Source organism: Curtobacterium sp. MCBD17_032, assembly GCF_003234855.1.
Taxonomy (GTDB): domain Bacteria; phylum Actinomycetota; class Actinomycetes; order Actinomycetales; family Microbacteriaceae; genus Curtobacterium.
The window spans coordinates 193,805-206,164 of record NZ_QKTO01000002.1; the positions used below are offsets into that span (position 1 = coordinate 193,805).

Consider the following 12,360-nt stretch of genomic DNA (forward strand, 5'->3'; position numbering starts at 1 on the left):
ATCGGTGGTCCGACTGGGCCCTCCCGGCCGTCCGACTGATCGTCCCCACCGGTGACTCCGACCTTCGGGGGAGGCGTGAGGCGCTCTGCGGGGGCTAGCCTCTCGCCATGCGTCCTCTGTCGATCCCGCCGGCGGCGCGGTCCGCGCTCGCGGGGGTTGCGTTCCTCGGGGCCGCCCTGGTCGCGATGGAGGGGCTGCACCGAGCCGGGTGGTACCCGACCCGGCTCGACGACTACCGCCTGACCGCGTTGCTCGTCGCGGCGTGCATCGCCGTGGGGCAACGACTGCCGTACCCGCTGCTCGTGGGGGTCGGTGTCGTCGTGGCGTGGCCGTCGTGGACGTTCGACGTCCTCCAGGTCCGCCTCATCCCGCTCGTCATCGCCGTCTACCTGGCGTGTGCCGCCGGCCGTCGGGTGCTCGTGGTGCTCGCCGTCGCAGCGGTGCCGACCGTGCTCGCGATGTTCCTGCCGCTCACCTCCGTCCCCGTCCGGGACTGGCTCGCCGTGCTCGGTGACTGGCGGGTGTGGTCGAGCAACGCGGACTGGTCGACGATCGTCCTGATGGGAATCCTGCTCGTCGCATGCGCGTTCCTCGGCCGTGCGACCGCTCGGCGTCGACGCTCCGAACTCGTCCTGCAGCGCCGGAACGAGGAGCTCGTGCGTCTGCGCGAGGCCGACCACGCCCGCATCGCCTCGGAGGAGCGGACCGCCGTCGCCCGTGAGGTGCACGACGTCGTCGCCCACCACATGGCCGCCATCGTCGTCCGGTCGCAGGCCCTCGTGCGTGTCGGGGTCGCCGACCAGGCCGAGTTCGCCGAGTACGCCTCGTGGGTCGCGGGGACCGGGCAGCAGGCGCTGTCCGAGATGCGGAAGGTGGTGCGGGTGCTCCGCGCCGGCGGGGACGGCGGGACGACCGACGCCCCGGTGTCGCTGCGCAGTGCGATCGAGGACGCTGCCGAACGGGTGCGCGCGACGGGCGTCCGTGTCGAGGTCGACCTCCGTGTGCCCGGCAGCCTCGGCGTCATGCAGGACTTCGCCGTGCTCCGCGTCTGCCAGGAGGCCCTGACGAACACCCTCGTGCACTCCGACGGCTCCTCGGTCCGGATCACCCTCGCCGCCACGGAGGACCGCATCCGCCTCGAGGTCCTCGATGACGGCGGCGCCGCCGGCGGTCCGAGGGTGCCGGCGCTCGCCGCGGGCGGGGCCGGGATCCGGGGCATGCGGGAGCGTGCCGCGTCGATCGGTGGGGTGCTCGGTGCTGGCCCGGTCGACGGCGGCGGCTGGCGGGTCGTGCTGGAGGCCCCGCGTGATGTCCGTGGGGCAGCGTCGGTCCCGGCTGTGGTCGCGACCCCGACGGTGCCGGGCCGCGCGTCGACCCAGCCCGCCCCCGTGCCCGTCGACCGTCAGGTGGTGGCCCCGTGATCCGCGTGGTGATCGTCGACGACCAGGCGGTCGTCCGGACCGGACTCGGCATGATGGTCGACGCCGAGGCGGACCTGACCGTGGTCGGACAGGCCCCGAACGGCGCCGAGGCGGTCGCGGTCTGCGCCGAGCTCCGCCCGGACGTCGTGCTCATGGACGTCCGGATGCCGGTGCTCGACGGCATCGCCGCCACCCGCACGATCGTGGCCGCGGGCACGGCGGGCGCCGTCGTCATCCTCACCACGTTCGACGACGAGGAGTACCTGCTGGACGCGGTCCGTGCCGGTGCGCTGGGCTTCCTGCTCAAGGACGCCGGCCCGGACCTGATCGCGGCCGGGGTCCGGGCCGCCCACACCGGCGACACCCTCATCGCGCCGTCGATGACCCGCGCCCTGCTCGAGAACCGGCTGCTCACGGCCCCTGCCACCGGAGGCCCGGCAGCGCCGACCCCGCCGGCCGAACACGCGTCGGCGCTCGCCGCCCTGAGCGTCCGGGAGCGGGAGGTCCTCGGTGCCCTGGTCCGCGGCGCGAGCAACGCGCAGATCGCGAAGGACCTCTGGATCAGCGAGGCCACCGTGAAGACCCACATCAGCAGCGTCCTCGCCAAGGTCGGGGCGACGAGCCGCGTGCAGGCCGTCGTGTTCGCCTACGAGAGCGGCTTCGTCCGGCCGGACTGGTCCGCGTAGCCGTCGACCGGCACGGTCCGCGCTGAGCGACACCATCCGCACACGCGAAGCCGAACGGTGTCCCCGGGCATGACCGCCCGCCCTGGTGGCCGCGCGTGCGGACGGCGGGCCGGGAGGCGCGTGGCGGGGCCGCGACGGGCCTCCCGTCCGGCACGAAGCGCGCTGGGCGACGGTCTCCGCGCCCATGACGGCGTCGCCGAACGCGGATCGCGCGGCCCGCTCAGACGGAGCGCGTCAGCGGCGCCGCGGCCACCTCGGTCGGCGAGGACACGACGGCCTCGCGGCGGATCGCGATGACGGTCACGTCGTCGTCGTGCGGCACCTGGGCCGCGCGCTCGGACAGGGCCGCGACGATGGCGGCCGGCGTCCGGTCGGTGCCTGCCAGCTCGGCGACCGAGTCGACCGCGTCGTCACGTCCGCCGAACAGGTCGAGCACGCCGTCGCTGAAGGAGATGAGCAGGTCGCCCGGCTCGAGGATCCCGGTGGTGGTCGCCCACTCGTCGCGGAGGCCCATCCCGAGCGGCAGGTCGACCGACCGCAGGCGCTCCACACCCCCGTCGACGCGGAGGATGAAGCTCAGGCCGTGGCCCGCGTCCGCCCACTGCAGGGTGCCGTCGTCGTCGATCCGGGCGTGGAACAGCGTGGTGAACGTGACGTCGGTGCCGGCCCCTTCGGCGACGAGGCCGTCGGAGGCGCGGCGCAGCGCCTCGGAGGTGTCGTCGACCGTGCGGGCGCTGCGGATCGTGGCGCGGACGGCGGCGGCGATCAGGCCGGCCCCGACGCCCTTGCCCATGACGTCGCCGAGGCTGACGGCGATGCCGTCCCGGGTGCGGTACCAGTCGTAGAAGTCGCCGCCGACGCTCTTCGCGGGCAGGCACGCCCCGGCGACGGTGACGGCGTCGCCCATGTGGTCGCTCGAGGTCGGCAGGAGGGACCGCTGCACGGCGGCCGCGCGGCTGATCTCGGCGCGGACGCGGCTCTCACGGGCCTCGGCGGTGAGGACCGACCGTCGGGCGCGGCGGGACAACTCGTGCACGATGACCGCGACGGTGCCGAACACGATGACGGTGATCCCGAGGCGGACGAGTTCGTTCGGACGCGGCACGGTACCGGGCAGGAGCACGAACGGGGCCAGGATGACGAACGTCACGCCGATGACCGAGTACACGATCGTGCGTCGCCCCTCGAGGGACGCCCACCACACCACGGGCAGGACCACGAGCGACGTGAAGACCGACGCTCCCGCCCCGGTGCCCGTCCGGAACAGCGCGATCGAGACGAAGTCGACGGCCAGCAGGATCGGGACGAGCGCGACCGCACGCGGGAAGTACACGGCGACCGCGGCGAGCAGTGTTGCGATCGCGGTCGCGACGAGGCTCGCGAGGAAGAGCTCCACGTGGGTCACGGCGAGCGACGGCAGCGCCACGGTGCACAGCGCGCCGAGGGCCAGCAGGCCGCTGATCGGAGCCTGCCGGACGAGGGGGTTGTCGATGACGCTGGTGGGGCGAGACATGCTCAGGGCAGGCTACTGGGTCGGACTGGAACACGCCGGTGTGGCGACCCGAAGAGGGGCCAGCACGACGACGGCGGGGCACCCGTTCCCGGGTACCCCGCCGTCGTCCGGCCGCGGGCTCAGCGTCGCGCGCTCAGCCCGTCCGACTCACTCCGCGTGTCGGCGCCGCTTCCGCTGCGCCAGGAGCAGCCCGCCCGCGGCGAGGAGCACCAGGGCGAGGATGCCGATCGGCACGACGTTCGCACCGGTCCAGGCGAGCGCGCCGTCGCGGTCCGCACCCGAGCCTCCCGGCTGGTCACCGACGGGCTGGGCGCCCGAGTTCCCGGCTCCCGGGTCGGCAGCACCCGGGCCGCCGGCGCCGGGGCCACCTGCCCCGGGGCCTGCGCCGGCACCGGGACCGGTGCTCGGCGTGGGCGACGGGGAGGCCGTCGGCGGCGCAGCCGTCACGGTGAAGGCGGCCCGGGCCAGGACCGCGCCGCCCACGGAGGCGGTCACGTCCACGCGACCGGCGGCGGCCGTCGCCGGCACGTCCAGCTCGGCCGTGAAGGTCCCGTCCGCGGTGGTGCGGACGGTGACGTCGTCGCCCAGGTCGGGCGTCGTCGCCAGCGTGACCGCCGCGTCCGCCGGGAACCCGGTGCCGGTCACGGTCTGCGTGTTCCCGGCGGTCACCCGCTGGTCCTCGACCTGGAGGCTCGGCACGGCGGCCGCGAGGGTCGAGTACCGCACGACGGTCCGGTCCGCCACCGAGCGCTCGGCGACCGGCACCGTGAGGGTGCGGCTGTCGGCGTCGTACGTCCACTCGGACGCGGCGACGGGGGCGCCGTCGACCGTGACCGACTGCGGACGCTCGGCGTTCGTGAACGTCGCCGTCCAGGAGCGCTCGCGCACCTGGCCGTCGAACGAGCCGTCGGCGGGCGAGATGTCGAGCGTCCCACCGGTCGCCTGCTGCGTGAACCGCATGGCGGTCGACGCCGCGTTCCCGGCCGCACGGGCCGAGGCCCCCGCAGCGGTGGGCTGGCCCTCACCGGAGTCCTCGTGCAGGGCGAACGTGCCGTCCGCGCCGGTCGCGACCGTCACCGTGACCGCGTCGAGCGGTGCGGCGTCGTTCGCGACGTGGTGCGAGCGGGTCGGGACGATGCCGCCGCTGCGGACGAACACCGGCATGGTGGTCAGGTCCGTCGTGACGTCGGCCGTGGTGCCGCCCTCGTACGTCTTCCCGGTGAACCAGTCGGTCCAGGTGTCGCCGGCCGGGAACCACACCGAACGGGTGGCGGTGCCGTCGTCACCGTTCGCGGTGGTGACCGGTGCGACGAGGACGTCCTCGCCGTACAGGTACTCCGAGCCGGCCTGCGCGTAGGACTCCTGCGCTTCCGGGTACTGCAGGTAGAGCGGCTGCAGCATCGGGGTACCGGTGCGGCTGGCGTCGGCGGCGAGGGTGTAGGTGAGGGGGAGCAGGTCCTCGCGGAGGTTGAGGAACTGCTTCGCCGACGCGTTCGCCTCGGCCGGGTACTGCCACGGCAGCCGGTCGCTGTGGTTGCTGTGCAGACGGTCGATCGGCTGGAAGGCGCCGAACTGCACCCAACGGGCGTACATGTCGGGCGGGAGCTGGGTCGTGCCCGGCTCCTTGCCCTCGATGCCGTACTGACCACCGTTGTGCCCACCGATGTCGTGGCTGATCGCCGACAGGCCGGTCGCCGCCGACTCACCGGGCGTGTAGCCGACCTGCGCGGCGAGCTCCTGCCACGAGGACGTGGTGTCGCCGGTGAAGTGCACGGTGGTGCGCTTGTCCGCCCACGGGCCGGTCGGGACGGCCTGCGGGTTGCCGTAGCCGCCCGCGGTCAGCGAGCCGTACGCACGGGAGAACGCCAGGCCGCGGCCCTCGAGCTGCTCGTCCGTGTACTCCGCGTACTGCTGGTTGATGAACGCGTCCGGGGTGACGCCGTTCGCCGAGTACTTCGAGTTCTCACTGCAGCACCAGTCGAGCCACCACATGTCGACGCCCTCGGGCTGCAGGGTGTCGTGGAGCTCGAAGTACGCCTTGAGCTGGTCGGGGTCGGACCAGTCGAACAGGTAGCGGTCGCCGTCGCCCTTGGTGAGCTTGCCCTTCGCGGTGGCCTGCGCCTTCGCGAACTCCGGGTCGCTGCCCGAGATCGACGGGTGGATGTTGAGCGTGTTGTGGATGCCCTGCTCGTGCCAGTCGGCGAGCAGCCCTGTCATGTCGGGGATCCGGGCGGGGTCGACCGACCAGCCGTTCCACTTGCTGTCGCCCTGGTTCGTGGTGCTGCCGGTCTTGTAGTCGGTGTCGATCGCCATGACGTCGACCGGCACCCCCTCGGCCTTGAAGCGCGCGGCGATGTCCAGGTAGTCCTGCTGCGAGCGGTCGTAGTACTCGGAGTACCAGACGCCGTACGCCCAGCTCGGCAGGAGCTTCGACGGCCCGGTCAGGGTCGCCAGGTCCTTGAGCGCGGTCGTGTACGCGGTTCCGTACCCGAAGACGTAGCCGTCCTGGTAGCCCTTCCCACCGTGGTCACCGCGGGGCGTCGGCTCCTCGGTCGCGGGGTCGTCCAGCGCCGAGGCGGTGTCGTCGAGGAGCGACCACCCGTCCTGGTACAGCAGGCCGGGGTTCGTCTTCACGGAGCCGTTCGTCGTGTCGAGGTCGCGACGGTAGCCGCCGAGCGGGGCGTGCGCGGCGAGGACCGGTGAGGACTGGTCGACGACGGCGATGGTGTCGAAGTTGACGTTGCAGTTGGCCGCCACGGTCGGGCAGCCGATCGCGACGTCGTTCGTGCCGGCGGCCAGGTGCACCGGGACCGTCACCGTGTTCCAGTAGTCCCAGCCGCTGGTGCGCGGGAGCTCGGCGGTCGTGGCGGTCTGGCCGGCCGGGGCCGCGGTGAGGGTCGGCGCCGCGGCGGAGCCGTTCGCGTACCGGACCTGCAGCGCGTAGTCGCCCGCGGCGGGGACACCGGTGACGTGCGCGGTCATCTGGGCGCCGGCGCGCTCGAACCCGGCGGCGAAGCCGTCGCCGGAGAACCCGTTGTGGTCGGTCGCGACCGTGGCGCCGCCGGCCTTGCCGGTGTCCTCGGCCTCGCAGACCACGCCGAAGGCGCAGTCCTGTCCGGCGTCCGCGTCGGTCGGCGTCGGGTAGGCGGCACCCGAGGGGACGACCGCCAGGCTGTCGACGTTGACCCGGCCGGAGTCGGACGCGCTGCGCTCGATGCGGATGGTGTGCGTGCCCGCGGTCAGGTCGAGGGCGGCCGTGGTCTGCTTCCACTCGTCCCAGTTCGCGCCGGCGGGCAGGCTGAGGGTGACCGGCGCCTGGTCGTCGACGACGATGCTCAGCGTGCGGGTCTCGAGCTTGCCGTCGCCGCCGCGGTTGTTCGCGTACCGCATGGCGAGGTCGTAGGCGCCGGCACGCTGCACGTCGGTGCGGAAGGTCATGGAGTTGCCGACGTTCTCGAACCCGGCGGCGAAGCCCGATCCGGTGTAGCCGGCGTGGTCCTTGGCGTTCGCCAGGCCCTGCAGCGCGAGGGCTTCGCCTTCGCAGAGGGTGCCCACCGCGCAGGAGGGCGTCTCGGCGGTGACCCACGGCGATCCGGTGACGGTCTGCCCCGTGGAGGTCTCCAGCGTCACCCGGAGGTTGTCCTGGCTGAAGTCGCCGGTGCCCTCCCGGTACTGCACGGTCATCTCCCCGGTGCTCACCGTCAGCCAGCCGTCCGCGCGCGTCTGCGTGAACGGCGTCGGGGCGAAGTCGTCGCGGCCGACGACGTTGAAGGTGCCCTCGTCGATGAACTGCGCGTCACCGGCGTACTCGGTGCGGATCAGGGTGGGCGAGAGCACCTGGAAGCGGGCGTCTCCCGACACCACGGTGCGGGCGTCCGGCGCGGCGGCTGCCGGCAGGGCGGAGATGCCGAGGCCGCCGAGCGCGAGTGCGCCGACCAGGGCTCCGGCGAGGGACGACCCGAGGACGCGTCGGCGCCTCCGGGTCGAGGTGAGAGTGGGACGCAAAGGTGAGCTCCTCGTGGACGGCGTCGTCCGGTCGTTCGTCGGTTCGAGTCCGACAGCGATCTGCTGGGGTCGTTGCGCGGGCACCCCCGACAGCCCGCGTTACAACGTGGGAAAGAGTAGGGCTCACAGGTCGTTCAGGGAAGTCCGACAGGAGATCGGAGGGTTCGCGGCTGCGCTCCGCGGACCGGACGGGAGGCCCGGATCACCCGATCAGCGCACGCTCGCCCCGGTCATGACGCCTCGTCCCACCCGCTTCGCCAGGCGGTGCGCCGGGAACTCCACCCAGCGGGCGAAGAGCGCGGCGAGCCCGAGCGCGACCGGGGCCGCGATCGGCAGGGTCAGCCACGCGAGGCCCGGCGGCAGCAGGAGCGTGACCGAGACGACGACCGGCTCGTGCACCAGGTAGAGGCTGAACGAGATGCCGCCGAGCCAGCGGACGGGTGGCCGCTCGAGCAGGCGCTGCGCCACGTCCCACCGCCCGGCGAGCACCACGAGGAGCGCGGCCGAACCCAGCACGACCGGCAGTGTCAGGACGTCCGCCAGTGGAGCCAGGGCTGTCGGCAGCACTGGTGCGATCCACCACGCGGCGGTGATGCCGAGGCAGGCGGCGCCGGCCGCGACGACACCGCTCGGCCCGACCACCCGGGGGATCCGGTCCCAGCCTGCGGCGAGGGCGCACCCGACCAGGAACACGGGCAGGTACGTCAGGGCGTCGACCTGCGCGGCGGCGGCGACGGTCGAGGTCGCGATCGCGAGCACCGCGGTGAGCCACCACGTGCGGCTCGTCCGCCGGGCCACCAGGACACACGCCGGCAGCGCGAGGGAGAACACGAGCTCCCACCGCAGCGACCAGAGCACGCTGTCCACCGGGTTCGGCCCGAGCAGGACGGCGGCCAGGACGGCGTCCGCGAGCGACGGCCCCGACGCGTGCTCGGCGAGCCACGGCCCGCGGTCCGCCGCTCCGGACCGCGGGACCACCACGGCGACGAGTGCGGCCAGCGCCACCGCTGTCAGGACCGGCACGCCGAGCCGGAGGGCGCGAGCAGGGTAGTAGGAACGCCACATGACCGGGTTCCGCAGGGCCGGCAGCGTGAGGACCAGGCCGCTCAGGACGAAGAAGACGACCACGGCCTCGTGCCCGGCCCAGAACAGGTGCAGCGGGGTCGTGGTCAGCAGGTGCGCGAGCGTGCCCGGTTCCGGCACCCGGCCGTACGCGGTGCCGGCGAGCTGCGGCACGGTCAGCAGCGCGTGGTGGACCAGCACGACGACCGCCGCGACACCGCGCAACCCGTCGAGGGAGGAGACACGAGCGTGGGCGGTGGGTGGGACGGTCGTCGTGCTGGTCACACACCAAGCCTGGGGCAGGTGACGTCCAGCACCTCGTATCCCGTACACGACATGTGGACAGCGCGGCGCGCGCCTGCCGTGTGGCGGAGCGGCCCGTCGATCAGAGGCGGGTCAGCGCGGCCAGGTCGCGACGACCGCCACCGCGTTGAAGAGGACGTGCGCCAGGATCGCGCCGCCGATCCGGTCCGTCATCGCGACGAGCGTGCCGGTGAGGGACCCGAGCGCGAAGGTGGTGAGGAAGACGCGGAAGCCGTCGAGCTGCGTCGTCCCGGCGCCGAGCAGGACGTGCAGCACGGCGAAGAGGAACGCGGTCAGCAGCACGGCCATGAAGCGGGTGCGCGGCGTGAGCTCCTCGGCCATCCGGCGCTGGAACAGGCCACGGAAGAAGACCTCCTCGAGGAACGGACTGACGAGCACGATGCCGATCGCCGAGACCACGAGCAGCGCGATGTCCGGCGTCCCGAGGGTGGGGACGGGTTCCAGGCCGGTCCGGCCGCCGAACGCCAGCCCGAGGAACGCGTCGAACACCCGGACCAGGATGACGATGCCGAGCGCGAAGACCGCGTCCCCGATCTCGAGCCGCAGGACCCGCCTCCGGCCGGGGTTCGGCGACCGCCGCAGCACCCAGACGATCCCCGCCACCAGGGGCAACCAGACCGCGACGTCCGCTGCCAGGACCTGCAGGACGGGTGACGGGATGCCGCCGCTCCGGCTCACGCCGCCGACGACGCGCGCCAGGATGACCGCCACCCCGAGGGCGACGAGCAGGATGACCAGGTCGCGCTGGCGGCTCGTGTCGGGCTCGGCGTGCTTCACGTCGGACTCGGTGCTCATGGGGTCACCGTAGAGGACGCGGCGACCGGATCGCCCGACACAGCCGAGCGTTGCTCGATCATGTGGCACTATTTGAATGCCGTAGGCCGGGACATCCCCGGTGCGCCTGTGCTGGGACCGCAGGAGCGCGGCAGGATCGTCGGGGAAGGCGGGCCGCGTGGAACTACGCGACTACATCACGGTGTTGCGCAAGGGATGGGTCCTCATCCTGGTGTTGGCACTGGTCGGAGTGGCCGCGGCAGCGGGCTTCTCACTGCTGAAGAAGCCGGTGTACTCCGCCTCCGCCCAGGTGTTCGTGTCGACGGAGACCTCGGGCAGCGCGAGTGACCTGGCCCAGGGCAACACCTTCACGCAGCAGCGCGTCCTGACCTACTCGAACCTGGTGTCCACCCCGATCGTGCTCCTGCCGGTCATCTCGAAGCTCCAGCTCGACATGAACGCCGAGCAGCTCGCGACGATGGTGTCCGCGAGCGCACCGACGAGCACGACGCTCATCTCCATCAGCGTCAACGACACCGACCCGGTCCGGGCGGCGGACATCGCGAACGCGACCTCGCAGAGCCTCACCAACGTCGTCGAGGACATCGAGGCGACCGACGCCGAGGGCACGAGCAGCGTCAAGCTCACCCGCGTGAAGCAGGCCGACGTGCCGAGCGCCCCGGTCAGCCCGAACGTCCCGGTCAACGTGGCCCTCGGCCTGCTGGTCGGACTCGCGCTCGGCGTCGGCATCGCCGTCCTGCGCGAGACGCTCGACAACCGCGTCCGCACGGAGCAGGACGTCGAGAAGATCAGCGACAAGCCGGTCGTCGGCGGCATCGCCTTCGACAGCAAGGCCTCGGAGCGTCCGCTCATCGTGCAGGTCGACCCGCGCAGCCCGCGCGCCGAGTCCTTCCGCACGCTCCGCACGAACTTGCAGTTCCTGGACCTCGGGACCGGCTCGCGCACCTTCGTGATGACGTCCTCCGTGCAGTCCGAGGGCAAGAGCACCACCGTGGCCAACCTGGCCATCGCGCTCGACAGCGCCGGGTTCCGCGTCATCCTCATCGACGCCGACCTCCGTCGCCCCCGCGTCGCCGAGTACATGGACGTCGACACGAACGCCGGTCTCACCGACGTGCTCATCGGCCGCGCCGAGCTCGAGGACGTCGCGCAGCCCTGGGGCCGCGGCAACCTCGTCGTCCTGCCGGCCGGTCAGATCCCGCCGAACCCGTCCGAGCTCCTCGGCTCGCGGGCGATGCAGGACCTCATCGAACGCCTCGAGAAGGAGTTCGACTACGTCCTGTTCGACGCCCCGCCGCTCCTGCCCGTCACCGACGCCGCGATCCTGTCGAAGAAGGCCTCCGGCGCGATCGTCGCCGTGGCCTCGGGCAAGACGCACAAGGGCCAGTTCGCCGCCGCCGTCTCGGCACTCGAGAACGTCGGTGCGCCGATCGCCGGGTTCGTCATCACGATGATGCCGGTCCGCGGCCCGGGCGCCTACGGCTACGGCCGGTACGGCTACGGGTACGGCTACGGCCTGGAAGCGGACGAGGACACACCGAAGGTCAAGCCGCCCAAGCGCGGCGGGAAGAAGCTCGGCGCACTGAGCCGCGCTGAGCGCTGAGACGAGGTCGGGGGACATGGACACTCGCCGGGGGACCCGAAACCTCGGTTCGTCGACCAGACGGACGACCCTGGTCTGGGTCGCCGTCGTGGTCGTCGTGCTGGTGGTCGTCGACATCGCGCTCGTCTTGCTCGCGCTCGGACGTACGGCGCCCAACGCCGGTGACCCGGCGGGACCCATCCCCACCTTCTCCAGCTCCCCGGACGCCAGCACCGATCCGACCCCCACTCCGACCGCGGCGGCCGCAGGCGACACGCGCCGCTTCCTGTCCGCGGTGGACGGCCAGGAGGCGTGGCGCGCGTCCGGCGAGACGTGCGGCGGTGCCGCACCCACCCTCGAACACACCGTGGACGGTGGAGCGACGTGGGTGCCGGTCGCGCTGGGACCGGACGTGTCGACGCTGATGGCGATCCGGGCCTCCAGTACGGACCTGGCGATCCTGGCGGGCATCGGTGCGGACTGCACTCCCACCGTCCGCACCAGCGCGGACGACGGCGCGACCTGGACGGACGGCGCTCCCGGCGCCGCCGGCGCCGGCATCTCGACGGCGGGCATCGTCACGACCGCCGGCGTCGTCGAGCCCCCGTGCAGCGAGCCGATCGAGGCGTACCAGGGGCAGCAGACCTCCGTCGTCGTCTGCGACGGCCAGGTCGAGTGGCGGTCCGGTGCCGGGGAGTGGGTCGACGTGCCGGTCGGCGGGGTCCGTGCGATGGCGGACAACGGCGACTCGTACCTGCTGGCCCGCGTCGGAGCGGAAGCCTGCGCCGGTGTCGAGATCGCCTCGATGACTGCGATCGGCGTGACACCGGAGACCCCCACGACCGCCGTCGGCTGCGACGCCGACGCCGCGACGGCCGGCCCCGTCAGCCTCGACCGCGTCGGGCAGAGCATCTGGCTCTGGGCGGACGACACCGTCTCCGTCTCGGCGGACGGCGGCGTCACATGGTGACC

Annotated in this window: 8 protein-coding genes; 4 read left to right on the top strand and 4 right to left on the bottom strand. The window is 72.9% G+C overall.

Annotation, left to right across the window (positions count from 1 at the left end):
- The first annotated feature begins 107 nt into the window (after window positions 1-107).
- Together DEI91_RS03970 and DEI91_RS03975 are read left to right on the top strand one after the other, a co-directional pair.
- Window positions 108-1,421 (top strand): sensor histidine kinase, encoded by a 1,314-nt coding sequence (locus DEI91_RS03970; RefSeq protein ID WP_111051030.1) that lies wholly within the window; start codon window positions 108-110, stop codon window positions 1,419-1,421.
- Entirely contained in the window at window positions 1,418-2,107 is a 690-nt protein-coding gene (locus DEI91_RS03975) for a response regulator transcription factor (RefSeq protein ID WP_111051031.1), read from the top strand. The genes DEI91_RS03970 and DEI91_RS03975 overlap by 4 nt, the downstream gene beginning before the upstream one ends.
- Before the next feature lie 220 nt (window positions 2,108-2,327).
- Here DEI91_RS03975 and DEI91_RS03980 read toward each other — a convergent pair whose 3' ends face one another.
- The 4 genes from DEI91_RS03980 to DEI91_RS03995 form a co-directional block, all read right to left on the bottom strand.
- Window positions 2,328-3,620: a PP2C family protein-serine/threonine phosphatase gene (locus DEI91_RS03980; RefSeq protein WP_111051032.1), complete on the bottom strand. Its 1,293-nt coding sequence runs from the start codon at window positions 3,618-3,620 to the stop codon at window positions 2,328-2,330.
- Window positions 3,621-3,767: 147 nt separating this feature from the next.
- The gene (locus tag DEI91_RS03985; protein WP_220038041.1) at window positions 3,768-7,625 is read right to left on the bottom strand and encodes a TIM-barrel domain-containing protein; all 3,858 of its coding nucleotides are present in this window, start codon (window positions 7,623-7,625) and stop codon (window positions 3,768-3,770) included.
- A gap of 210 nt (window positions 7,626-7,835) precedes the next feature.
- Window positions 7,836-8,972 (bottom strand): acyltransferase, encoded by a 1,137-nt coding sequence (locus tag DEI91_RS03990; protein WP_181439469.1) that lies wholly within the window; start codon window positions 8,970-8,972, stop codon window positions 7,836-7,838.
- Window positions 8,973-9,083: 111 nt separating this feature from the next.
- Entirely contained in the window at window positions 9,084-9,806 is a 723-nt protein-coding gene (locus DEI91_RS03995) for a CPBP family intramembrane glutamic endopeptidase (RefSeq protein ID WP_111051034.1), read from the bottom strand.
- Between the two features lie 157 nt (window positions 9,807-9,963).
- Between DEI91_RS03995 and DEI91_RS04000 the strand changes: the two genes are divergently transcribed.
- Window positions 9,964-11,409 (top strand): polysaccharide biosynthesis tyrosine autokinase, encoded by a 1,446-nt coding sequence (locus DEI91_RS04000; RefSeq protein WP_111051035.1) that lies wholly within the window; start codon window positions 9,964-9,966, stop codon window positions 11,407-11,409.
- A 16-nt stretch (window positions 11,410-11,425) separates the two neighbouring features.
- A complete protein-coding gene (locus tag DEI91_RS04005) occupies window positions 11,426-12,358 on the top strand; it encodes a hypothetical protein (protein ID WP_111051036.1) in 933 nt (310 codons plus the stop codon).
- The last annotated feature ends 2 nt before the right edge of the window (window positions 12,359-12,360 follow it).